General features: G+C 31.9%; 25 protein-coding genes and 1 tRNA gene. 8 read left to right on the top strand and 18 right to left on the bottom strand.

The window, feature by feature from the left end; all coding sequences use genetic code 11:
• Positions 1-97: 97 nt before the first annotated feature.
• Positions 98-171 (bottom strand) — tRNA-Met (locus Q0856_RS16030).
• A 132-nt stretch (positions 172-303) separates the two neighbouring features.
• Here Q0856_RS16030 and Q0856_RS16025 point away from each other — a divergent pair.
• Both Q0856_RS16025 and Q0856_RS16020 read left to right on the top strand, forming a co-directional pair.
• Positions 304-687 (top strand): START-like domain-containing protein, encoded by a 384-nt coding sequence (locus tag Q0856_RS16025; RefSeq protein WP_298479847.1) that lies wholly within the window; start codon positions 304-306, stop codon positions 685-687.
• A 53-nt stretch (positions 688-740) separates the two neighbouring features.
• Positions 741-1,589: an aminotransferase class IV gene (locus Q0856_RS16020; protein WP_298506670.1), complete on the top strand. Its 849-nt coding sequence runs from the start codon at positions 741-743 to the stop codon at positions 1,587-1,589.
• Here the strand turns inward: Q0856_RS16020 and Q0856_RS16015 are convergent.
• The 5 genes from Q0856_RS16015 to Q0856_RS15995 form a co-directional block, all read right to left on the bottom strand.
• On the bottom strand, positions 1,586-2,146 hold the full coding sequence (locus Q0856_RS16015) for a YqgE/AlgH family protein (RefSeq protein ID WP_298506668.1): 561 nt from the start codon (positions 2,144-2,146) through the stop codon (positions 1,586-1,588). The two genes, Q0856_RS16020 and Q0856_RS16015, sit on opposite strands and share 4 nt — an antisense overlap.
• A 116-nt stretch (positions 2,147-2,262) precedes the next feature.
• Positions 2,263-2,535 carry an HU family DNA-binding protein gene (locus Q0856_RS16010; protein WP_298479854.1) on the bottom strand — a complete coding sequence of 91 codons (273 nt, stop codon included), beginning with the start codon at positions 2,533-2,535 and terminating at the stop codon, positions 2,263-2,265.
• Between the two features lie 172 nt (positions 2,536-2,707).
• Complete coding sequence (gene fmt, locus Q0856_RS16005) at positions 2,708-3,670, bottom strand: methionyl-tRNA formyltransferase (protein WP_298506665.1); 963 nt, start codon at positions 3,668-3,670, stop codon at positions 2,708-2,710.
• Position 3,671: 1 nt separating this feature from the next.
• Positions 3,672-5,570, bottom strand: coding sequence for a RecQ family ATP-dependent DNA helicase (locus Q0856_RS16000; RefSeq protein ID WP_298506662.1), 1,899 nt, complete (start codon positions 5,568-5,570; stop codon positions 3,672-3,674).
• Positions 5,570-6,136, bottom strand: coding sequence for an ATP-binding protein (locus tag Q0856_RS15995; protein WP_298506660.1), 567 nt, complete (start codon positions 6,134-6,136; stop codon positions 5,570-5,572). The genes Q0856_RS16000 and Q0856_RS15995 overlap by 1 nt, the downstream gene beginning before the upstream one ends.
• Before the next feature lie 90 nt (positions 6,137-6,226).
• Here Q0856_RS15995 and Q0856_RS15990 point away from each other — a divergent pair, with 90 nt between their 5' ends.
• The 3 genes from Q0856_RS15990 (at position 6,227) to murA (ending at position 8,582) form a co-directional block, all read left to right on the top strand.
• Positions 6,227-6,514 (top strand): DUF493 family protein, encoded by a 288-nt coding sequence (locus tag Q0856_RS15990; protein ID WP_298479866.1) that lies wholly within the window; start codon positions 6,227-6,229, stop codon positions 6,512-6,514.
• 85 nt (positions 6,515-6,599) lie between these two features.
• Entirely contained in the window at positions 6,600-7,256 is a 657-nt protein-coding gene (locus Q0856_RS15985; protein WP_298479869.1) for a DUF4290 domain-containing protein, read from the top strand.
• Positions 7,257-7,274: 18 nt separating this feature from the next.
• Entirely contained in the window at positions 7,275-8,582 is a 1,308-nt protein-coding gene (gene murA, locus Q0856_RS15980) for a UDP-N-acetylglucosamine 1-carboxyvinyltransferase (protein ID WP_298506657.1), read from the top strand.
• 98 nt (positions 8,583-8,680) lie between these two features.
• On the opposite strand, the gene Q0856_RS15975 is transcribed toward murA, so the two are convergent.
• From Q0856_RS15975 to Q0856_RS15955, 5 genes are all read right to left on the bottom strand, one after another.
• Complete coding sequence (locus Q0856_RS15975) at positions 8,681-9,679, bottom strand: pirin family protein (RefSeq protein WP_298506655.1); 999 nt, start codon at positions 9,677-9,679, stop codon at positions 8,681-8,683.
• Complete coding sequence (locus Q0856_RS15970; protein WP_298506652.1) at positions 9,676-10,128, bottom strand: VOC family protein; 453 nt, start codon at positions 10,126-10,128, stop codon at positions 9,676-9,678. Before Q0856_RS15970 ends, Q0856_RS15975 begins: the two co-directional genes overlap by 4 nt.
• Positions 10,129-10,137: 9 nt before the next feature.
• Positions 10,138-10,554 (bottom strand): GNAT family N-acetyltransferase, encoded by a 417-nt coding sequence (locus Q0856_RS15965; RefSeq protein WP_298506649.1) that lies wholly within the window; start codon positions 10,552-10,554, stop codon positions 10,138-10,140.
• Between the two features lie 30 nt (positions 10,555-10,584).
• Complete coding sequence (locus tag Q0856_RS15960; RefSeq protein WP_298479884.1) at positions 10,585-10,947, bottom strand: nuclear transport factor 2 family protein; 363 nt, start codon at positions 10,945-10,947, stop codon at positions 10,585-10,587.
• 155 nt (positions 10,948-11,102) lie between these two features.
• Positions 11,103-12,413 carry a deoxyribodipyrimidine photo-lyase gene (locus Q0856_RS15955; protein ID WP_298506646.1) on the bottom strand — a complete coding sequence of 437 codons (1,311 nt, stop codon included), beginning with the start codon at positions 12,411-12,413 and terminating at the stop codon, positions 11,103-11,105.
• Between the two features lie 65 nt (positions 12,414-12,478).
• On the opposite strand from Q0856_RS15955, the gene Q0856_RS15950 reads away from it, so the two are divergent.
• Positions 12,479-13,594, top strand: a complete 1,116-nt coding sequence (locus tag Q0856_RS15950) for a T9SS type A sorting domain-containing protein (protein ID WP_298506643.1) — start codon at positions 12,479-12,481, stop codon at positions 13,592-13,594.
• Positions 13,595-13,674: 80 nt separating this feature from the next.
• Entirely contained in the window at positions 13,675-14,523 is an 849-nt protein-coding gene (locus tag Q0856_RS15945; protein WP_298479894.1) for a DUF2911 domain-containing protein, read from the top strand.
• 78 nt (positions 14,524-14,601) lie between these two features.
• On the opposite strand, the gene Q0856_RS15940 is transcribed toward Q0856_RS15945, so the two are convergent.
• The 7 genes from Q0856_RS15940 to Q0856_RS15910 all read right to left on the bottom strand — a co-directional run bounded on the left by Q0856_RS15940 (position 14,602) and on the right by Q0856_RS15910 (position 23,637).
• Positions 14,602-15,618, bottom strand: a complete 1,017-nt coding sequence (locus Q0856_RS15940) for a UDP-glucose--hexose-1-phosphate uridylyltransferase (protein WP_298479898.1) — start codon at positions 15,616-15,618, stop codon at positions 14,602-14,604.
• 5 nt (positions 15,619-15,623) lie between these two features.
• On the bottom strand, positions 15,624-16,784 hold the full coding sequence (gene galK, locus Q0856_RS15935; RefSeq protein ID WP_298506641.1) for a galactokinase: 1,161 nt from the start codon (positions 16,782-16,784) through the stop codon (positions 15,624-15,626).
• Between the two features lie 85 nt (positions 16,785-16,869).
• Positions 16,870-17,574: an NUDIX domain-containing protein gene (locus Q0856_RS15930; protein WP_298479904.1), complete on the bottom strand. Its 705-nt coding sequence runs from the start codon at positions 17,572-17,574 to the stop codon at positions 16,870-16,872.
• Positions 17,575-17,669: 95 nt separating this feature from the next.
• On the bottom strand, positions 17,670-19,400 hold the full coding sequence (locus Q0856_RS15925; protein WP_298479907.1) for a sodium:solute symporter: 1,731 nt from the start codon (positions 19,398-19,400) through the stop codon (positions 17,670-17,672).
• A 108-nt stretch (positions 19,401-19,508) separates the two neighbouring features.
• On the bottom strand, positions 19,509-22,040 hold the full coding sequence (locus tag Q0856_RS15920; RefSeq protein WP_298506638.1) for a PIG-L family deacetylase: 2,532 nt from the start codon (positions 22,038-22,040) through the stop codon (positions 19,509-19,511).
• A gap of 83 nt (positions 22,041-22,123) precedes the next feature.
• Entirely contained in the window at positions 22,124-22,657 is a 534-nt protein-coding gene (locus Q0856_RS15915) for a mechanosensitive ion channel domain-containing protein (protein WP_298479912.1), read from the bottom strand.
• A gap of 29 nt (positions 22,658-22,686) precedes the next feature.
• Positions 22,687-23,637: a septum formation inhibitor Maf gene (locus Q0856_RS15910; RefSeq protein WP_298506635.1), complete on the bottom strand. Its 951-nt coding sequence runs from the start codon at positions 23,635-23,637 to the stop codon at positions 22,687-22,689.
• Between the two features lie 229 nt (positions 23,638-23,866).
• Between Q0856_RS15910 and Q0856_RS15905 the strand changes: the two genes are divergently transcribed.
• A complete protein-coding gene (locus Q0856_RS15905; RefSeq protein ID WP_298506633.1) occupies positions 23,867-24,544 on the top strand; it encodes a hypothetical protein in 678 nt (225 codons plus the stop codon).
• Positions 24,545-24,555: the final 11 nt, after the last annotated feature.

Raw genomic sequence — 24,555 nt, 5'->3', positions numbered from 1 at the left:
AAACGTAATTTTCTTTAAAGAGCAGAGGTATATAAAAATGAAGGTATAAAAAAACGGTTTGTAAATTTACAAACCGTTGATTTTAAGAAAATAATAGTAGCGAGAACGAGAGTTGAACTCGTGACCTCCGGGTTATGAATCCGACGCTCTAACCAACTGAGCTACCTCGCCAGGTTTTTTTAACGGCTGCAAATATAAAGTTAAATTTCGTTACCTTCAACTATACTTTTAAAAAAATATTCTACATTTTTTATTTTTTTATCATTTATAAATATATATATTGGCATTATAAATAAGTAATCAATGAGTGATAAAATAAAATTTGAAATAGAATTCGTAATTCAGGCCTCTCCGCAGCTATTATATCAATACTTATCTACGCCATCTGGATTATCTGAATGGTTTGCCGATAATGTAAATTCTAGAGGAGAAATGTTTGAATTTATTTGGGATGGTGCAGAAGAAGAAGCAAAACTTTTGAAAAAGAAAAATGATGAGTTTGTTAGATTTGCATGGGAGGATAATGAAGATGATAGCTATTTTGAATTAAAAATAATTGTAGATGAGATAACGAAGGACGTTTCTTTATTTATAACAGATTTTGCAGAAGATGATGAGCTAGATGAAGCAAAAATGTTATGGGAAAATCAGGTTTCCGATTTAAAGCACATTTTAGGTTCAAAATAAACCTTTTCACATAATAATATTATCTTTGGCCTTAATTTATTAAGGCTTTTTTTATGGTTAATTTTAATGGTGAAATTTTAAAGGATGAAACTCTTTATTTAAATATTGAAAATAGAGGTTTGCGATATGGCGATGCCTTGTTTGAAACCATTAGATTTGTTACTGATGAAGTTATTCTTTGGGAGGAACACTATTTAAGACTTATGTCTTCTATGCGTATTTTACGTATGCAAATACCCATGGAATTTACTATGGAGTATTTAGAAAGCCAAATTAAAAGTGTGGCTGCTAGTAATGGTCTGGACCAGGCCAGAATTAGATTAACCATTTATAGGAACAATGGAGGTTTATATACTCCCAAAAGTAACTCTGTTTCTTTTGTTATTGAAGCAACTCCACTATCATCTCCTTTTTTTATGCTTTCGGAGAAGCCGTATGAAGCAGAGCTTTTTAAAGATTTTAAAGTAAATGCGGATATGTTATCTACTTTAAAAACGAATAACCGAATTTTAAATGTGGTAGGTAGTGTTTTTGCAAAAGAGAATGATTATGATACTTGTTTGCTTTTAAACGGAGAGAAACAAGTTGTAGAGGGTTTGAATGGGAATTTATTTTTGGTAAAAGGGAATAGTATTAAAACCCCTCCTTTGAAAGATGGTTGTGTTAATGGAATAATAAGGACACAAGTAATTAAAATGGTGGAGAAGTTAGAGTCATTTGTCTTAGAAGAAGCTTCTATTTCTCCTTTTGAACTTCAAAAAGCAGATGAGTTGTTTATTACGAACAGTATTATGGGTATACAACCTATTACAAAGTACCGTAAAAAGAATTTTTCAATAGAAACATCAAAAGAGCTTATAGGTAAATTAAACGCTGTTATACGCTTGCAAAAACACGTTTAATTTAGACTTGGATTTTCAGGAGCGTTGGACCACAATAGATAAGCGCCTCCTAATTCTATCATTTTTTCTTTCCAAAATGCATCAGCGGATTTTTGAATAATAGAACTTTCGTATTTATTTTTAACTACAATCCAAGAATTAGAAGAAAGTTCTTGGTCTAGTTGAAGGGAAGCCCAACCGGTATATCCTAAAAAGAAACGAATATCATTTTCGGAGATTAGTTTTTTGTTGATTAAGTCTACAGCCTTTTCAAAATCGCCACCCCAAAAAATCCCATCTGATATTTCGGTGCTATTAGTTATAAGCTCTGGGACTTTATGAATAAAATATAAATTGTCTTGTTCTACAGGCCCTCCATTATATACCTGAAAAGGAAAACTAATTTCGGTAACTAGTTCATTAATAAAAAATTCTAAAGGTTTGTTAAGTATAAAACCAACAGAACCTTCCTCATTGTGTTCTGCCAATAATACAACAGACCTATTAAAGGAAACATCACCAGTTAATGTAGGTTCAGCAATCAAAAGTTTTCCTTTGTTTGGCTTAGAGTCTATCATATTCTATCATCATTAGGTAACTAAAAATAAGGTATTTTCAATAAAAACCAAAAAGCTGGGGTATAAAAAAAAGCGCTTCTGCTAAGAAACGCTTTATATACTGTATTTTAAACAGATTAGTTTACCGCCTTGCCTAAATCAGCACCTGCTTTAAACTTAACAACATTTTTAGCTGCAATTTGGATAGTTTTTCCAGTAGAAGGGTTTCTTCCTTCTCTTGCATTTCTTTTAGATACAGACCAAGATCCGAAACCTACTAAAGATACACGACCACCACCTTTAAGAGATCCTTCAACATTTCCTAAGAAAGATTCTAAGGCTTTTTTTGCTGCTGCTTTAGTGATTCCTGAATCAGCTGCCATTGCATCGATTAATTCTGTTTTGTTCATAATGATATTAATTAATAGTTAAAATAATTTTAATCCTCTAACAAATTTATACGGATTTCTGGGGAACACAAGTAAAATGGGGGGAAATCCCCGTTTTTGTTGATAACTCAAGCTGTTTGTTAATAAAGTAGGGTGTTTTTTACGTTTCTCGCAGCCCAATGATAGTGGGGCTTTACGCTACATATGCGTTTTTTGATAAATTTAAACCATTTAGAACTTCATTTGTCTTCATTTTTAGTTTTCCCGGAAGCTGAATTTCTAATAAATTAATATACCCTTGATTAACGGCTATTTTTATTTCCTTTTTCGTAAAAAGTAAGGTACCATTTTTATAATTATGTACTTCTTCGATTTTGGAGATAGCATATATTTTTAAGAATACTTCTTCTTCTTCTTCTTCTTCTTCCTTATTGTATAAGGTAGTCCATGCTGCAGGATAAGGACAGAGTCCTCGAATATGATTGTATATATTCTCTAATGGTAGTTCCCAATTTACCTTACAAGTTTCTTTGTGAATTTTATAGGCAGACTTTAATTCTTTAGAATCGTTCTGTTTGGTAAGTATTACCTTATCATTTTTGATAGCATGAATTGTTTTAAGAACTAATTCTGCTCCAAGATTCATTAACTTATCATGTAAACTTCCCGCAGTATCTTCAATACTAATGGGTGTTTCTTCTTGTAGAATTACTTCTCCAGTATCTATTTTATCGTCTATAAAAAAAGTGGTTACCCCTGTTTTGGTTTCTCCATTAATAAGAGCCCAATTTATAGGAGCAGCTCCTCTATATTGGGGTAGAAGAGAAGCATGTAAATTAAAAGTGCCGTATTTAGGCATTTGCCATACTACTTTTGGTAGCATTCTAAATGCAACTACAATTTGTAAATTGGCATGTAAAGCTTTTAATTCCTCTAAAAATGCAGTATCCTTTAGATTGGTTGGTTGCATAATTTTAAGGTTTTTCTCTAGAGCATATTTTTTAACTGCTGAAGTGTTTAGTTTTCGACCTCTGCCTGCTGGCCTATCTGGTGCAGTAATTACACCAACCACATTATACTGAGCCTCTACTATTGTTGCTAAAGTAGTAACAGCGAAATCTGGCGTACCCATGAAAACTATTTTTAAATCTTTCATCTTAAGTAATTTCGTATTCGTTTTTAGAATTTATTTTTATATATCCGTTTTCTAATAGTTGTTGTAGTGTAAATAAGATATCTTTTTCCGTATATGGGAGTATTTCAATTATTTTTCTAGAAGAATGACTTTTAGAAGTAATGATTTGTAGTATTTCCTTTGCAATCGTTTTAAAATCGCGATTGCTCTTTTTTTGATTTGTAAAACATACATCACATATTCCGCAATCTTCTTTTGCCTTTTCACCAAAATAACGTAGCAATAACTTATTTCTACATTCCGAATCGTTGTTTATAAAAAAGAGCATTTTTTTAATGAGCTCTTTTTTAGTATTATTTCTTTCTACTACTTTATTTGCAAACCTATTTATGGTTAAATCATCTTCTCGAGGAGGTAAAAATGTAATTTCCATATCGCTATGCTTTCCTTCATAGGTAATCATTTCTGCTTTTTCTAATTGTTTTAGAATAGAAAGGATAAGCTCTTCTTTTTGACCCGTTTTTTTTGCAAGTAGAAAGGGGTTTATTTTGGTGTCGAATTCAAAAATACCACCATAAGTCCTTAATATAGTTTGTACGATTAGAGCAATAGAATCGTTATTTTCTAGATAATTTAATAAGCTTTCTTTAGAAGTTATAAACCTAATAGTGGTTTTTATATGGAATGTTTCTGATAGGGTTATTACGGAATTTTGATCTAAAACCTTTAAAGCATTATATGCTAGTAACGGGTTGAAAGAATATCTGGAGCAAAATTCATTAAAATGAAGTTGGTGTTTAGAATTGTGACCTTCTCCATAGGATATCTGAAAGAAATTGCTAAGTTTCCGGTAAATAATTTTTAATTGCGAAACGTTTGGTAAAATACTTAGAAATTGATTTTTTACCGCTTGTTCATCCGTTTTATTAGTAATAAGGATTACTTCAGAGGGGTTGCCATCTCTACCAGCTCTACCTGCTTCTTGGAAATAATTTTCTATACAATCTGGAATTTGATAATGAATAACAATTCTCACATCGGGTTTATCAATACCCATTCCAAAGGCATTTGTAGCTACCATGATGTTGGTTTTATTAGCTAGCCAAGATTCTAATTTATCATTTTTTTCTTTTTTAGAAAGCCCTCCATGAAAAAACGTAGCGCTAAAATTATTTCGATTTAAAAAATTAGCAATTTCAACAGTGCTTTTTCGGTTTCGTGCATAAATAATCCCGCATTTGGGATCTCCTTTAAATAGATCTTTAATTCGTTGTTTTTTATTCTCATCCCAAATTACTTTATAGGATAAGTTACTTCTATAGAAAGAATCTTTTGCAAAAAATGCGTTTTCTAATTTTAGAATGTTTTTTACATCCTTTACCACTTGGTCTGTTGCGGTAGCAGTTAGCGCAATAATGGGTTTATCGGGAACTAGCTCCCTTAGCTTAGAACACCCTAAATATGCAGGTCTAAAATCGTGACCCCATTGCGAAATACAATGTGTTTCATCAACAACAAGGAGGTTAACATTCATTTGTTGTATTCTATCCGCAACCATTTCTTGTTGTAAGCGTTCTGGAGATAAATACAGAAATTTATAGTTTCCAAATACGCAATTATCTAATAGATTGTTTACTTCATCAAAAGGGATTCCTCCTGTTAAACCTATGGCTTTTATGCCTTTATTATTAAGGTTGTCTACCTGATTTTTAATTAAAGCAACTAATGGTGAGATTACAATGCAAATACCTTCCAAAGCTAAAGCGGGTAATTGAAAGCAGAGTGATTTACCGCCACCCGTAGGTAATAAAGCAAGAACATCTCTACCATTTAAAACGGCAGTAATTATTTTTTCTTGCGATCCTCTAAAGGTGCTGTAACCCCAATGTTTTTCAAGAAGTTCTTTTGGATCTATTAGCACTAGTTATGTTCTGTTATTTGCTTTTTTATAAAGGTAACTCTATCTACAACTGTTCCTGTGGGAACGGTTGTAATGGTATATCCAAATTGGGTATATGTTTTTTCTAAAAGAGAGTGAATCTCAACCGCTTCATCAAAATTTTCTAATCGTTCATTATCCGAAACATATATTTCTTTCCATGGTGGAAGTATAAAAACTTGTGTGTATTTATTATCCTCGCAGGTTTTTATATATTTTTCAGGATATTCTTGTTTAAAATAATCCATATAAGCAAGAACATCAGGAACACCTCTATCAAAAAATAATAATTTTTCTTTTCTGTTATTTGCTTCCAAATATTGTTCTAATCGTCCATTTAATAGCATTTCGTTAAAAGCATTTGGATCTTCCACAAAGGCCAAGGGATTAGATGCTAAGGAGCTTTTTTTAACTTCTTTTTTTGCTTCTAACGTCATGGTTCTAATAATTTCATGAAAGCAATAAAAACCTTGTTTTTCTAAAGCATTAATTATGGAAGTCTTTCCTGTTCCAGGACCACCTGTAATTACTATTTTTTTCGGATTCAATCTCAATCTTTTAGATAAACAAAAGTACGGAAACCAAAAGGATTAAAAAATTGGCAGCTAACTACTATCTTTGCATAAAAGATATTAAATATGGATGCAGATAAATCCAAAGAATTTTATGATAAATTAATTAGTCAATTATATGATACATCTAGTTGGCCATCTACTTATTTATATAAATTTATAGTACTTACGGATCAGGAAAAGATAAAAACCATACATACTATTTTTGATAACACAGGTGCAGTTATAGATTCTAAAAAATCTAAAAACGGTAAATATACTAGCCTTTCTATAACCGTAAATATGCAGAATCCTGAGGCTGTAGTCGCAAAATACAAGGAAGTAACGCAAGTAGAAGGTGTAATATCCTTGTAAAATAGCATATATAGGATAATTTTCTTATTTTGCAGTCGTTATAAGAATACTTCCTTTATACATTTATAAGCATAAAATTTTCAATTTGAATTTAGTAGAAAACTTAGAATACAATACTGAGCGTCCTCAACTTATTATACCGGAATATGGTCGCCATTTTCAAAAAATGGTGGATCATGCAGTTTCGATAGAAGATGCTGAAGAAAGAAATAAAATAGCAAAATCTATAATTGCTGTAATGGGTAATTTACAACCCCATTTAAGAGACGTACCAGATTTTCAGCATAAACTTTGGGATCAATTGTTTATAATGTCTGATTTTAAATTGGATGTTGAATCCCCTTTTCCTATTACTTCTAAAGAAGTTTTAAGAAAAAGACCAGATCCTATAGAGTACCCTCAAAATTTTCCAAAATATCGTTTTTACGGTAATAACATTAAACGCATGGTTGATGTTGCTGTAGAATGGGAAAAGGGAGATATGAGAGACGGTTTAGAGTACGCTATAGCAAATCACATGAAAAAATGCTATCTAAACTGGAATAAAGATACAGTAGATGATAAAGCTATTTTTAAGCATTTGTTTGAATTAAGTGAGGGTAGAATTGACTTAAAAGAAGAAGAAATTACACTTACAGATAGTGGGCAATTCTTAAAAAATAGGGTAGCTAAAACTCCTAGGAATAACAATTCAGGAAAAAAATATCAAAAAAATAATAATCGCGGAAAGAAACGCTATTAAACTTCTTCATACAACTACATGGGAACTTTTAAAATTGAAGGTGGTCACCAACTTTCGGGTGAAATAACGCCACAAGGAGCTAAAAATGAAGCTTTACAAATTCTTTGTGCCGTTTTATTAACTGCAGAGAAAGTAACAATAAATAATATACCAGACATTGTCGATGTTAATAAGCTTATAGCCTTATTAGAAGATTTAGGTGTTAAAATCCAAAAAAGAGGTAAAGGTACATATACCTTTAAAGCAGATGATGTTAACTTAGAATATTTACAATCCGACCAGTTTAAACAAGATGGTAGGGGGCTTAGAGGCTCTATTATGCTTGTAGGACCGTTATTAGCTCGTTTTGGAAAAGGGTATATTCCTAAGCCGGGAGGGGATAAAATAGGTCGTAGAAGATTGGATACTCATTTTGAAGGCTTTATAAACCTTGGTGCTAAATTTAGATATAATAAAGAAGAACATTTTTATGGTGTAGAAGCTAAAAAGCTCAAAGGAACATACATGTTACTAGATGAGGCTTCTGTTACGGGAACTGCTAATATTGTAATGGCAGCTGTTTTAGCAGAAGGTGAAACTACTATTTATAATGCTGCTTGCGAACCTTATTTGCAACAGCTTTGTAAAATGTTAGTGCGTATGGGAGCAAAAATATCTGGAATAGGTTCTAATATGCTTATTATAGAAGGAGTAGACTCTCTTGGTGGTACGGAGCATACCATGTTGCCAGATATGATTGAAATTGGTAGTTGGATTGGTCTTGCTGCAATGACAAAGAGTGAACTTACTATAAAAAACGTAAGCTGGAAAGATTTAGGACAAATACCTACTACTTTTAGAAAGCTTGGTATTACCGTAGAAAAGAAAGGTGATGATATTTATATTCCTTCTCATAAAGATGGTTATGAAATCCAAAACTATATTGACGGCTCTATATTAACTATTGCAGACGCTCCTTGGCCAGGCCTTACACCAGATATTTTAAGTATTATTTTGGTAGTAGCCTCACAGGCAAGGGGAGAAGTACTTATTCATCAAAAAATGTTTGAAAGTAGGTTGTTTTTTGTAGATAAGTTAATAGATATGGGTGCTAAAATTATTCTTTGTGACCCACATAGAGCAACTGTTATGGGGCACGATTTTAAATCTAGCTTAAAAGCAACAACCATGACCTCTCCAGATATTAGAGCAGGAGTTTCTTTATTAATTGCAGCATTATCTGCAAAAGGAGAATCTACCATTCATAATATTGAGCAAATAGATCGTGGATATGAAAACATTGACGAGCGTTTACGTGCTATTGGAGCTAAAATTGTTAGGGTGTAAATTCCTTATGACGCAAATATAAAAGTAAAAAAGCAACTCTAAGAGTTGCTTTTTTTATTATCAATAGATTTAATAGTTTGCTATTTGTTCAAAGTAATTTATTTTTCAACCAAAGTCCCATCCGGATACTTAGCAAATCTTCCCTTTTCTTTTGGGTGTACATTATCGGTATACTGCCAAGGCCACCCGCCAAATTGAGTAAGACCATATTCTTTCATAGCTTGTTTTATTTCTTCTTCGGTATTCATAACAAAAGGTCCATGTTTTACTATCGGCTCTTTAATTGGTTTTCCTTGTAAGAGTAATACATGTGCTTTTTTAGTGCCAGTTTTAAGTATAGTTTCTGAATTAGAAACTAAATCAATACCATAGTTTGCGGTAATTGTATTTTCTTCAATCATAATAGAATCTCCTTCATAAAAATAGAGTGTTCTACTAATATTGTTTTTAGAAGCAGGTATTAAAAATTCGGTATTAGCATTTATGGTTAATGTCCATATTGCAACCTCGTTTTCCGGATTAGCCGCCCAAGAATTCGGAGCAGGTTTACATGCGTTTATTCCATTGTACTTTCCTGCAATTATTTTAATGGTAGCATTATGGTTTGTTACAACAGGAATATCTTCATTCCAGAGCATAGCAAAATGCGGTGGTACAAATTTATTGTCTTTTTCTAAATTTAACCATATTTGGAAAAGTTCTAGAGGGTTTTCTTTTTCGGCATTAAGTAAAGGAAACATTTCTGAATGTTGAACTCCAGCACCGGCAGTCATCCATTGTACATCTCCATTTCCAAACCTACCGGCTGCGCCAAGTGAATCCGAGTGATCACAAAAGCCTTTGTTAGCAAGTGTAACGGTTTCAAAACCTCTATGCGGATGAGACGGAAACCCTGGGATTGTTTTTCCGTGATACATACGCCAACCATCTTTAATAGTAAAATCGTTGCCTAAATTTCTACCTTCTAAAGACTCCGCAGGTCCCATTTCTTCATTCCCTTTAGGGTATAAATCATAATGGTACGCACAAAAAAGAAAAGGGTCTTGTGTTTGCCAAGGAAAGCCGAGAGGAAATACAGATTTTATAGAACTACTCATATCTTATAATGTTTAGCGTCATTTACTTCTATCCAATATCCATCTGGGTCTTGAAAATATATTTGTTTTACACCATCAGCTCTTACCGTTACTTCATTTTCGTTTCCAGGCCAATCATAGTAAGGAATGTTATTTTCTTTTAAATGTTTTGTAAAAGCCTTGAGATTTTGGGTAGCTAAACATAAATGAACAGATTTATGTTTTTTATATTCTGGGTTTTCTTTCTGAATTAAATGAATTTGAGAGTTGTCGTTTATAATAAACCATCGGAAACCTTTAGCTAGTGTGGGGTGCGGCGTTTCTTTTAATTTTAAAATAGTGCCATAGAATTTAGCACTTTTATCAGAATCTTTAACAATTACAGAGTAGTGATCGTATTGAAAATTAAAGTCTTGAGAAGAGGCAAAAAAGCACTGAAGTAATAAAAAGAGAAATACTGTTTTTTTCATTATTTTGTTTTAAAAGTTAAGTTCCATTATTACAAATTTTATTCCGGATTTTATATAGGTTTTATTCGTCTTTTGTAAGCCAAATTTATGATAGAAGGTGGCTTTGTTTTCTCTAGCATTACACCAAAATTTTGTTGCGCCATGACCCTTGGAATAAGTAATGAGATGTTTTATCATTTTGGAACCATACCCTTTTTCTTGATGTTTTTCTTTAGTGGCTAATTTTCTAAATTGAGCTTCCTTATTACCCAAAAATAAAGAAACCACACAAACGAGTTCCCCTTGTATAAAGCCTCCAAAATGTTGTCCTTTGGAATCTTTTTCTAATATTACATGCTCTAAAGGAAAATCCGGATACATTACAACATGCCTTATAGGCCATGTTTGTTTATAAGAAATTGGCTTAATTATTAAATTTTCATTCAATTTATAAGGTTTTTGTTAACTTAAACATGATTAACCCATAGTATACAAATACTGCTCACTTTTAATTTTTCCGTTTTCAACTTCGTATACACAAATCTCTTCCATTTGTTGTCTTCCTCTGTCTTTAAAAGTGCAATCAAAACTCATTTTGGCAGTAAAAAAGTTTCCAGCTACTACAGGTTCTGAAATTTCACTAGCATGAAAATCTTCTACACTTTCTAACCATTCTTTACTTTTGTTCCACACATTCTGCTTACCAGATATTAACTCACCTGGCATACCCGGCATTTCTTTACTTGTAATATCTTCCGCATACAGTTCCGTAATGCAATCAAGATTTTTACCTTCTAAACACATTGCACGCCATTTATTTGCAATTTCTTGAGTATTCATTTTTTGAAAATTTAATTGTTAGATTTTAAATGTAGTTAAAAAATAAAGAATTACTTTTTAATTATATGTTATAATTTACTTGACAATTGAGATTTATACGTTATAAATTTGCAAACAATGAAGGTTTTAAGAAATGGTTCTCAAACATCTCTTTTTTATCTTAAGGCATCTTTATAAGTAGCTAAACAACGTTCTCTAGCAAATTTATGTTCTACTATAGGGGTGGGGTATGTTAATTCCTGTATATCTTTTACCCAAGTGTGTATATAAATATTTTGATTGTCAAATTTTTGAATTTGTGTTGTAGGGTTAAAAATGCGAAAATATGGAGCCGCATCTACGCCGCTTCCTGCCGCCCATTGCCAATTACCAATATTGGCACTTAAATCATAATCTAATAGTTTTTCCGCAAAATAGGCCTCTCCCCAGCGCCAATCTATTAGTAAGTGTTTGCATAGAAAGCTTGCTACAAGCATCCGAACCCTATTGTGCATATAGCCTGTAGTATTTAATTGTCGCATTCCTGCATCTACAAGTGGGTATCCTGTTTTTCCATTTTTCCAGGCATTAAATTCTTGTTCATTATTTCTCCAAGGAATTCGGTCATATTTAGGCTTAAAGGAGTTGGTTATTGTATGCGGAAAATGCCAAAGAATTTGCATAAAAAACTCACGCCAGATTAATTCATTCCAAAAAACCTCATTTTCTTCTGCAATTGCTTGTTGCATTACTTTTCGGATAGATATAGTGCCAAAACGTAAATAAGCACCTATTAACGAGGTTCCATTTTTTATGGATGGGTAATCTCGAGTATCGCTATAATTTGCAATTAGCGAAGAAGTAATGGAGTATTCGGGTACTATAATAGTAGATTTGGCAAATCCGATTTCTTCTAAACTTAAATTTTTAAGAGTATTGTTTTTAACACAATTGTCCAGAAGAGTTTGGCTGGGAAAATGTTGTAGCTGCAGACTTGGATTAAATAAGGTTTTCCATTTGTTTTTATATGGCGTGTAAACAATATAAGGATTACCGTCATCTTTTAAAATGTCATTTTTTTCAAAAATTACTTGATCCTTAAAAGTTTTAAAATGGACTCCTTTTTTACGTAGTAAGGTTTGTATTTCCGAATCTCTTTTTTTGGCATATGGTTCATAATCATGATTCGTAAAGACAGTATTTATAGAATATTCTTTACAAATTTTCTCGAAAATTTCTTTTGGATTACCATAGTATACGGCTATAGAACTCCCATGTTCACGAGAAAGATAACTGCGCATTTTTTGAACAGTATCAAATATAAAGCTCACCCTAGCATCTTCTTTTGGGAGTTTTGATAAAATGCTTTTGTCAAAAATAAAAATTGGTAATACGGAGTGCTTGTTATTTAGGGCATGGAATAAGCCAATATTATCCGTGAAGCGCAAATCTCTTCGAAACCAAAAAATGGAATATGTTTTTTTCATATTCTTTATTTCTTAAAATTAAAATGAATTAAAAAGTAGTACATTAGTTTGTTATTTGTTTAGCAATGAGAATTATAATTGTTGTTTTTTTATTTTTTACTCAAACGGGAACATTTTTATTTGGCCAAATAACTCCAAATGAATTAGGTGGGATACCTAATTCTGTTTCGGAAACATCCGGTTTACTTTTTTATAATAATAAAATAATTACACATAATGATTCTGGTAATTTACCTCAATTATATGAAATAGACACGCTTTCTATAGCGGTAACGAGAACTGTAAATATAAGTAATGCAACGAATGTAGATTGGGAGGATATTGCGCAAGATGATTCTTATATGTATATAGGAGATATTGGAAATAATATTGGTGTTCGAAAGGATTTAGTAGTTTATAGGATATCAAAAGAAGATTATAATGCAATGGATACTGTAGTTGCTGATAGAATTACTTTTAAGTATGAAGATCAACTAAATTTTGTAGACTCAGGTAATAGCGATTGGGATGCGGAAGCAATGTTCGTTTTTGAAAATCAATTGATTATTTTAACAAAGCAATGGAAAAGTGAGGGTACGGTAGCTTATGTAATACCTAGTACACCAGGGGAATATAGCGCTACTAAATTAGATTCTTATTCTACAAATGGTTTGATCACAGGTGCTAGTTATACTGTTGAGGAAAATTTATTAATGCTTGTTGGTTATACAAAAACCTTGATTCCTTTTTTATATAGAATTAAAGGAATAAGTGAAACTTCTATTTTTAGTGGAGAAATCACAGAATTAAATTTAAATGTACCTAATGTTCAAGTGGAGGGAGTAACTTATATTTCTGAAAATCGATGGTTTTTTTCTACTGAAACATTTAGAAATAGAAAAGCGTCATTATTTGCTTTTTCTCTAAAGGAGAATGAGGATACGGAAGAACTCTTAAATAGTAAAAGTGAAATGCTTTTGTATTATAACCAAGAGCAAAATAAATTGTTTTATGAGTTGCCAAGTGATGCGGATGTCTTTGGAAGAGCAGTATACGATGTAGCTGGTAAGTGTGTTTCCTGTGAATTAGAAAATGAATCAAATACTAATTTTGTGGATATATCTGGTTTAAAATCGGCAGTTTATTATATGACTATTTATAGTAGAGATAAGGTTTTTTCTAAGCCATTTATTAAATATTAGTTTTTCTTTTTTAAGGATTTATTAACAAATGAACTTCTTGTTAATGTGTAGTTTTGTTAAAACTAAAAATTATCAATCATATGAAAAAATTAATTCTATTAGCTTTTGTAACTGTTGCATCTTTCTCAATAAATGCTCAGATACAGGCACCGGCGCCAAGTCCTTTTTCTAAATTAGAACAAAAAGTGGGCTTAACTGATGTAACTGTTGAATATTCAAGACCTTCAAAGAAAGGAAGAGAAGTATTTGGAAACTTAGTTCCTTTTGATAAATTATGGAGAACAGGAGCAAACAAAAACACTATTATTTCTTTTAGTGATGATGTTACTGTTGGCGGAAGTACTCTTAAAGCAGGCTCTTATGCTGTATTCACTAAACCAGGAAATGAGACTTGGGATGTTTTGTTTTATTCTAATACAGAAAACTGGGGAACTCCTAGAAATTGGGATGAAAGCTTAGTAGCAGCAAAGGCTACTGTTAAAGTTTATTCTTTACCTATGCCAGTGGAGAGCTTTACGGTTACTATTGATGATTTAAATAATAATGGAGCATCTTTAGGTATTCTTTGGGATAAAACAATGGTGAATGTTCCTTTTACTGTTCCTACAGATGCAAAAGCATCTAAAAGTATAGAAAAGGTAATGAAAGGTATATCTGCTAATGATTATTATGCAGCTGCATCGTATTATTATGAAGCGGGTAAGGATTTAAAACAAGCGCAAGAATGGATTAATAAAGCGGTATCCATGAATGATAAAGCGTTTTGGATGTCGAGAAGACAATCTCTTATTTATGCTAAATTAGGAGATAACAAAAACGCTATTGCTGCGGCAAAGAGGTCTTTAGCTTCTGCCAAAGAACAAGGTAATGCGGATTATGTAAAAATGAATAAAGATTCATTAGCAGAATGGGGAATAGAAGTGGAGTAAATTTCTTCTTCTAATTTTAATAAATAAAAATGGCCATAATCTTAGATTATGGCCATTTTTTCATAAAAGAACTAGTCTTTATAATTCGCGTAAACTTTTAGCTGCTAATTCTGCAGTAATATCTCTTTGAGGCATACCAAACATTTCATAACCAACCATAAATTTCTTTACTGTTGCAGATCGTAAAAGAGGAGGGTAGAAGCTCATATGAAAATGCCACTCAGGATGTTGTTCTCCATTAGTCGGCGCTTGGTGAATTCCAGAAGAATAAGGAAAAGAAGTATCAAATAACTTGTCATACTTCTGCGTTACTATTTTTAATTGCTCAGCATAATCTGTTTTTTCTTTATCACTAAGTTCTCCAATATTTGTTCTGTGCTTTCTAGGAACAATCATTACTTCATAAGGCCAAACAGCCCAAAATGGCACTAAACTTACAAAACTATCGTTCTTAGAAATAATGCGTTCTTCTTCTTTAAGTTCTTGCTCTAAATAAGCTGATAATAAACTTTTTCCGTGTTTTTGAAAATACTCTTTTTGTTTTTCAGTTTTCTTTAAAACTTCATTTGGGATAGATTTTTGAGCCCACACTTGTCCATGGGGGTGCGGGTTACTACAGCCCATTATAGAACCTTTGTTTTCAAAAATTTGTACATGGTTAATTTCAGGTTTGGTACCAAGTTCTTGGTATTCTTCTTGCCAAGTGGAAATTACTTCTTCAATATCAGATACTTCCATATCTGGTAAGGTTAATGAGTGATTAGGAGAAAAACAAATTACTTTACAAATACCTGTTTCACTTTCAGCCTTTAAAAGACCATTATCTTCTTTAAAATCGATACTGTCAGGAAGTAAAGCTCCAAAGTCATTTGTAAATACAAAGGTGTTTTTATAATCAGGATTTACTTCTCCGTTAATTCTTGTGTTTGTGGCACATAAATAACAGTTAGGGTCATGGGAAATTTTTTCTGCCTTGGCAGTTTCTTCCTTTTTCCCTTGCCAAGGTCTTTTTGTTCTATGCGGAGAAACTAATACCCATTCTCCAGTTAATATGTTATAACGTCTGTGCGGGGTAGCATTAAAATTATCGTTCATGTATATTAAGAATTTAATATTTGTACGCTGTCGTCTATTTGTAAATGGAAACACTCAGAAGTAATTCCCGTTTTTTCTTTATACGCAGCTAAAATGTCTTCAACAGCCTTATCTACATTTTCATCTTTTATGAGGTTAATTGTACAGCCGCCAAATCCGCCTCCCATCATTCTGGATCCCATTACTCCTTCTTGCTCTTGGCTTACAGCAACCAGGTAATCTATTTCTGAAGTGCTAATTTCAAAATCAGCAGACATAGACCTATGACCTGCCAATAGCGTACTTCCTACCTCATTTGCATCTCCTTTTTCTAATGCCTTTATCATTTTTAAAACACGACCGTTTTCTTTAATTACGTATAATGCTCGTTTAAAATCTATAGGATTAACTTCTTCTTTTACTGACATTATAGCTTCTTCTGACACATCCCTTAAGGAAGCTACATTCGCATTCTTCTCCTGAACTTTTTTAACAATTGCCTCGCAAGATTGTCTACGGTCGTTGTACTCATTGCCTACAGCCAATTCGTGTGTAATATTAGAGTTTATAAGAACCCAGCTATAACCAACAAGGTTAATAGGTACATATTTATAACTTAAATCTTTACAGTCTAGAAATAAAGCATTTCCTTTTTTTCCAAAAAGCACCGCATATTGATCCATTAATCCGCAATTAAGTCCTATTCTGTGTTCTGCTTCTTGACCAATTTTCGCAATCTCCGTTCTGTCTATATTTAAACCTAGCATTTTAGACAGGGCAAGCGTAAAGCCACAACATAAAGCGGCGGAAGAAGAAAGTCCTGATCCAATAGGAATATCACCTCCAAAAACACAGTCCATACCTTTTAAGGCATAATTTTTCTCATTAAGAATTTCTATTACTGCCTTGAAATATTTTCCCCAGAAGCAAGAAAATTCAGGTCCGTTTCCTTTGGTATCTAGACTTATTTTTTCAGGAAGTGTTAAAAAGGCTTCAATATTAAATGTATCAGTGTCATTTAATTGTAAAGCAAAATAAATTGCTTTTTCTATAGATGCTGGTAATACAAATCCTAAATTATAGTCAGTATGTTCGCCTATTAAATTTACTCTTCCAGGAGATCTTACTACTACCGGATTTGGAGAATAATTATCTTTAAAAAATTTTGTTACGCTGTCTTGTATCATAATGATAGAAATTTATGATTATTTCTCGCAAGATACGTAATATTTTATAAATGTAATATTTACATTTAATAATTATTTGGACAGCTTATATTTCAAAATTATACCCTTTAGCTATCAATTCATCAAACATTTCTTTATTAAAACAATATAAGAAAGCTCCTTTTTTTGAGTTAGATCTATCCTTTTTATCTGTTTTTATTAAAATGTTTAGAGATAATATTTTTTTTCTAAAATTTCTAGAATCTAAGGGTCTTTGGTAAATACACTCGTATAAAGTTTGTAATTCTGGTAATGTAAAATACTTCGGCAGTAGATTAAAACCAATAGGTTGGTGCCTTACCTTGTTTTCTAATTCTACAATAGCATCATCGACCATTTGTTTGTGGTCTAAAATTAAATCTGGCATTTCATCAATGTTGAACCACTCTGCATCAAATTCTTTTACATGTTCAATATCAAAATCATTAATTCCTATAAGACTATAATGTGCTATTGAAATTACTCTTTCTCCTGGGTCTCTTTCCACATTTCCATATGTTTTTAGTTCCTCTAAATAAATGTCTTTAAGTCCTGTAGATTCTAATAAAATTTGTTTGGCTGCGTTTTTTATAGATAAATCATTTTTCACAAAAGCACCTACTAAAGACCATTTTCCTTTTAAGGGCTCCACTTTTCTTTTAAATAAAAGAAGCTTTAGGTTTTTAGAATCAAAACCAAAAATGATGCAATCGACAGCAACTAATATTTTTTGCTCAACATCATATTTTAATGAAGTATCTAATAATTTCATTTATAGAATATATAAGTATTGCAAGAGTATTGCTCTTGTACATTTGAATAAGTGTACAAAATACAATAAAAAACAATGTTAGTAAAGAAATATAATTATGTCTGTAATGAAGTCTTTTTTAGTAATCTATCAAAAACCTCGAACATATAGGCAATACAAATAACCAAAGCAGCACCTATAAAGTTTAACCATAAGTAACCTAGTTTTTCTTCACCAGAGGAATATATATGTATGGTATAATAATAAATAATGAAAATTATTAGTTGCGTCGCAACGGCAGCAAAAAATACAGCATTTCCTTTGATATATTTAAAAAAGAAAGCTAGTAGAAAGATGCCTAAAACATTACCATAAAAAACACTTCCAATGATATTGACTAATTGTATTAAATTATCAAACAAATTAGCAATGCATGCAATGAGAATAGCAATTACGCCCCATAATAATGTAAACCATTTTGAAGCAACAACGTAATGGTTTTCTGTTTTATTTAAGGTATTTCTTTTATACAGATCTAATGCAGTTATAGTTCCTAGTGCATTTAATTCAGACGCTGTAGAAGACATTGCTGCAGATAAAATAACAGCCAATAACAAACCTATTAAACCCTTGGGTAAGTTGTTTAATATAAAATGAATAAAGACGTAATCTTTGTCGTTGGTCTCTGCACTTTTATTTGCCTTTTTTATAATATTTTTTGCAGTTATCCTGTTTAGACTATCCTTTTTGTTTATTAGTTTTATATGCTGTTTGGCTTCTTGTACGGCAGCATATTCTTTAAGGTCTAGGGCAGAAGAAAATTTATTTTGAGCAATGCGTTTTTCTTCTTCTAGTTTTACTTGATTTTTTTGCAATACGGTGTAGTCTTCTTTAAATTCGGAATTTAACACCGTTTCTGTGGCAGATGGATTAAAATTTAGAGGAGATGGATTGTATTGGTAAAAAACAAAAACCATTACACCAACTAATAATATAAAGAATTGCATTGGAATTTTTAAAATGCCATTAAATACTAATCCTAATTGACTTTCGCGTATAGATTTTCCTGATAAATAACGTTGTACTTGACTTTGATCGGTTCCAAAATAGGAAAGCGCAAGGAATAACCCTCCTGTAATTCCACTCCAGAACGTATATCTACTTTTTGTGTTAAAACTAAAGTCAAGAATATTTAATTTATCACTGGCACCTGCAATTTTAAGTGCTTTACTAAAAGAAATATCATCTGGTAAATAGTTTAAGATAAAGAAAAATGTAATAAACATACCAGACATTATGATGAACATCTGTTGTTTTTGAGTAACACTTACTGCCTTAGTTCCACCAGAAACAGTATAGATTATCACAAGAGTTCCAATAATTATGTTTAGGATTTTTAAATCCCATCCTAATACAGCAGATAAAATAATAGAAGGAGCAAATATGGTAATCCCAGCTGCTAATCCTCGTTGAATTAAAAATAATATAGCGGCAAGAGTTCTTGTTTTTAGATCGAATCTATTTTCTAAAAATTCATAGGCAGTGTACACTTTCATTCTATGGTACAGTGGTATAAAAACCATACAAATGATAATCATGGCTAAGGGTAATCCAAAGTAAAATTGAACAAAACCCATTCCGTCATGAAATGCCTGTCCTGGGGTAGATAAAAAAGTAATTGCACTAGCTTGCGTGGCCATCACAGATAGACCAATTGTCCACCATTTTGCTTTGTTTCCACCGCGAATATAGTCATCTACATTAGTGCTTCCTTTTGTTTTCCATACGCCATAAACAACAATAAAAACAAGTGTTCCGCATAGAATTATCCAGTCTATTGTTTCCATATTACGAAAAACTAGTCATTAAATATAAAAAAACAAGAACGTAACAAATGTTAAGGAGAAGCACAAAAGTGTATTCTTTTTTCCAAGTAAAATGGGTTACATCCTTTTTCATCCTTTTACTTTTATATTGCTTTCTATGTTATCTTTCCCTATAGAAATCATGTTAGAAAATAACTTGTAGGCACCAGGAACACCAGCGGGTAATTCTCTAAAGAAACTTAAGCCGGTATATATATAATTTCCTTTTCCGTATGGAGCAACTAATAGGCTTCCTTTTTTTGCAGATTCGCCTTCGTCCTTCATTTGCAGAATAGGAGTAAATTTGCTATCCCATTTATTTGGAAAATATAGTCCTCTTTCTTGTACCCAACCATTAAAATCATTCTTACTTATTGAATTTGGAAAATTTATTAAAGAATGATGTTTTTCTAATATTTTAACTTCCGAATTTTCATCCGTAACTCTATCTCTAGATATTTCGAGAGCATATGGGGCAAGGTTTTCAAATTGTTTTCCCCACCTACCAGCGGTGTTATATTGTACTATTAAGTTACCACCATTTTCTACATAGTCTAGTAAAAATGGTTGTTTAAACTTTAACTCTTCCACCACATTGTAAGCACGAATACCAACAACAACAGCGTCATACTTTTGTAAAGAGCCTTTTGTAATAGCAGAAGGGTCTATTGTATGAACCGTATAGCCAATTTGCTCTAAACTATTAGGTACTTTATCCCCAGCGCCCATAATATAGCCAATATTCTCGCCGGCTTTTTTAATGTTTAAGCGTACGACTTTAGCTTCTGAAGGCAGTAATATGGTTTGCGTTGGAATATGATCGTATGCAATGGTTACTAATTCTTTTGAAATTTCCTTTCCATTAACTTTTAGTATTGGAGAAATGAAACTTTCGTTTTCATTTTCAGGAGGACTTATTCTAAAATATATAATCTGCTCGTCTCCTTTTTTTGCAATGTTAAAGGCTTTTGTCTCTTGGTCTACTTTCCAAGATTTATCAAAACATAATTGCACCTTCCCATTTACATTGTTTTGATGCGCTTTAATGGTAACTCCGACTTGTTTAGCTTTATTATCTGCAAAGATTAAAACTTTATCTTTAAAACTTGCAGTTGCTTCTGGAACTACCTCAAAAGGTTGAAAAAGCTCTCCTTTATCTCTCTTGGCATGTTTAAATACAACCGGTTTAGTAAAAGTTATTTCAGATCCGTTAAAGTCTATAATGTAAGTTGCTATAAATGCTCTAGGGGTTTCGGGTTTTCCAAGGTAGGCTTCGTTTTTTACCGTATACATTCCTAAGGAGCCTTTTTCATTTAACCAATAAGGGTTTGTGTATTTCGTATTTTCAGGTATACGAAGTTTAGATTTTAAATCTATTTTTACATTCTCTTCTAAAATTATGTTTTCATGAGCGTCTACATTTTCTTGTAATGAAGCTTTTTTTAGAAGCATAGGGGAATTACTCCTATTGATAATTTCGATGCTAACATCTACCGTTGCTCCAGGATTAGTATTTGGAGTTGTTGTAAATGCTTCAAAATGTAATCCGGCTAAATCTTTAATAATACTTCTTAATTCAATAGATTTTAGAGTTTTCCAGTGTTCATCCTTACTATTTTGCAACAAAGAATATGCTTTTACTAATTCAGGAATATGTGCTGCCGGGTTTTTAAAATTAAAATCTTTTTCAACTTGGTTTAAAATGGCGCCAATTTCCTTGCCACCATCAATTCTAGACCACGTGGTATTTATTCCATCGAAAAGATCATTTCTATTTTTTGATAAATCTCCTTTTAGTAATTCTACATATTCTTGTGTGGAACCTCTCTGGGATAAACGTCCAAATCCTTGGCATAAATGCTGACTACTGGCTATTGCTGCTATCTCGTTATTAGAAATTCCTAACATCGGATAATACACGCCAATATCTACATTAAGCATATTCGATTTATCCGCTTTTTTAAACTTTTCTTCACTACCGTAAAACCACCAAGAGGTATTAAAGAATAATCTTTGTGGTTGCCATGTTTCTGTGGTTTGTAATTGTTGTGAATAGGAGTTTTTGTCATTAGCTAAATCAAAAGCTTCTACACTTAACATGGCAGAGGAGGTATGGTGACCGTGAGTGGTTCCTGGGCTACGATGGTCAAATCTGTTTATTATAATATCTGGTTTAAAAGTTCTAATGGTGCGAACAACATCTCCTAAAATTTCTTCTTTATTCCATATTTTTAAAGTCTCGTCCGGATGTTTAGAATACCCAAAATCATTAGCTCTACTAAAAAATTGTTCGCCACCATCTACACTACGAGCTTTTAATAACTCTTGCGTTCTTAGAACTCCTAGTAATTCTCTTAATTCGGGGCCAATAATATTCTGACCACCATCGCCCCTGGTTAAAGATAAATATCCGGTTCTTGCTTTTACCTCATTCGATAAATAAGAAATAAGTCTGGTGTTTTCATCATCTGGATGCGCAGCAATATATAATGCTGTTCCCAAAAAGTTTAGTTTTTGTATTGCATGATACGTTTCTGAAGGGGTGTTTTTTTTAGGTGCTTGCGAAGAAATAGAATTAGTTAGCAGAAATGCAGTAATACAGTATAGTAGTCGGAGGCGCATAATTTTAGTTTAGTTTGCAACCAAAGATATAAAGATTAAGTGCCTCAAATTTTATTTTAGAAATTCTTTAACAGTATAGCGAATTATTCTTTTGGGGTTTTCTTTTCTTCATTCAATAGAGAGATAGCTTTTTGCATCATTAAACTATTAGGGTATACTAACAATTCGCCGCTTTTTTTTCTTAAAGTAACATGGTAGGCTTTTATATCTTCAATTAAATAAGGACCATCGCTATCTAGGTCTTTATCTAATATTTTTACAGTATCTCCAATTTTAAAAGGATATGCAAAAAATAAAATAACTCCAGCAGTAACATTACTTAAGATAGACCATTGCGCAAACAAAGCAATACCTAGAATAGCGAATATGGAAGAAAATAATACGGCAACTTCCTTTAAATTTACACCCCAAACAAAGGTTAATAGACCCGCTACTAAGAAATATAATATTATACTAATGTATTTGTTTACTAGTCTAGAGCGTGCCTTAACTATATTGTTTTTGCGACCAGTTTTTCTAACAAGTTTGGTGATTATAAATTTTAAAATAATAAAAACAACTATGGTAGTTATGGTTGCTAATAATTCAAATTGATAGTTTATTAAATAGTCTTTCATTTTTTATGGTAACTAGTACTTTAATATTATTATAAACCTAAACTATCTCTTAAATACAAATCTTTATTCCCATTTTTACTCCAATAAGGAGAGTTAATGGTTTTTATTCTTTTGGCTGAAGTAGTTAGTTCTTTTTTATGATTTCCATATCCGCTAGTAAAAGTTTCTTGCCAACCTTCTATCGTATAAGGAAAATGGTTTGTATACTTTATAGTTAGGGTTCTTTCTGCTTCGGGATAGTAGATAGAGTAGTGGTTGTATTTACCTTCTTTTTTTTGTGTGGCTATGGCTTTATAAGCTTTTAATTCTTTATGAGAGAGTCTTATAAATTCTAAAGAGGGTATAATGTTTATATTTCCAATTGGTAAGGAAGAAGGGTCGATTCTTAATTTGTTCCAAAGTTCATTTTCCAAAGTTTCTTTAGAGATTGTAAAATTTTGATCGGCTTCATTCTCAAAATAGGAGTGAGAAGTAATTTTAAAATCTTCTGCTTTATTATTTAACTGCGCATAAACATGACCGCACCATTCTTGCGCGGAGAAAGAAATTTTTGTAGCATGTTTATTATCATGAACGCTATAAAAGCTACTAGTCATAATAGAATAAGGGTAAATACCTGTATGGTATTTTTTAGTGGCGTTTAGTTTTAAAATAGGAATGTTGTCTGGGTGGTTTTTATCTGCTTTCACCTGTTTATCCGCGAGAAATGGTTCTGTAACATAAATAAGAACAGCTTTTCCTTCTCTCATTTCTCCATAACGAGCTTGACTAAGTTGGTACGAGGATACTTCTGCAGTACCAGAATACCAGTACTTTTTAAATTCTGAGGAAATGTTTTTTTTAGGAGTAATCTTTTGTATTGAGATATTTTTATTTTCCTTGTTTTCGGCAATCTCTTTTGTATTGTTTCTGCATGAAAAGGATAAAACTATTAAACAGAAACTAAACAGTATGCTTAAATTATTCTTTTTTGTTTTCATGGCATTTTGGGTTTCATCAAAATTACCAAAAATATATTTTAGAATTAAGTTCTTTTTAACAATAGGATAAATCTTCACTACAATTTATGATGATTTTAACGTGCTTCAATTTTTGTAAGAATTAAAAAAGTTTAAGTGCTGTGTAATCTTATAGTTAAGTTACTGTTTCTTATGTCTTTTGGTATACTACTTGGTCCGTTTTAAAATATAATTTTAAAATTAAAATAAGATGAAAAGAGTAGTATTTTTAGTGAGTATTTTTGCATTTGCAATATTGAATGCACAAGAACAAAAAAACAAATTAGTAATAGAAAAGGGTACTTGGTATTTAGGAGGAATGGTATCTCTTAGTAATAGAAATGGAGAAAATAATTATTATAATGGTTATGATGAAGTAGTTAATGATAGTTGGAAAACCAACAACTATTTTTTTTCCCCATTGATAGGCTATACCTTAAGTAATAATGTTACCGCTGGTTTAGGCTTGTCCTACAGTACTTCAAATAGATCTAGTACTTATAAGAGAGAATTGAATGAAAACCTAACTTCTAAGTTTAAAAATGAATCTATTGGAGTAATTCCTTTCATTAGAGCATATAAGGCCGTAGGAAGTCGTTTAGGGTTGTATTTGCAGGGAGAAGTAAATTATTCCAAATATTGGTCAGAAAATAGTTCTTCAGATAGTTTAGACTCTACCAATAACGGAGAGGTTTTGTTTGTTGGTTTACGACCAGGAATTACTTTTTTTATTGCTCGAAAGTTTGCTTTAGAAGCTAGTTTAGGCTCATTAGGCTATAGCAAACAAAAAAGAGAAACCGAAGAAAGTGAGTTATATTCTGAATCAGATTCGTTTATTTTTTCTTTAAATTCTTCCGATTTACTTTTTGGATTGGCTTATTATTTTTAAAATATTAATAA

It is taken from the genome of uncultured Maribacter sp. (genome assembly GCF_947496775.1).
Taxonomy (GTDB): Bacteria; Bacteroidota; Bacteroidia; order Flavobacteriales; family Flavobacteriaceae; genus Maribacter_B.
The sequence above is the reverse complement of the archived record's forward strand: the minus strand, read 5'-3'. Positions and strand labels throughout refer to the sequence as shown.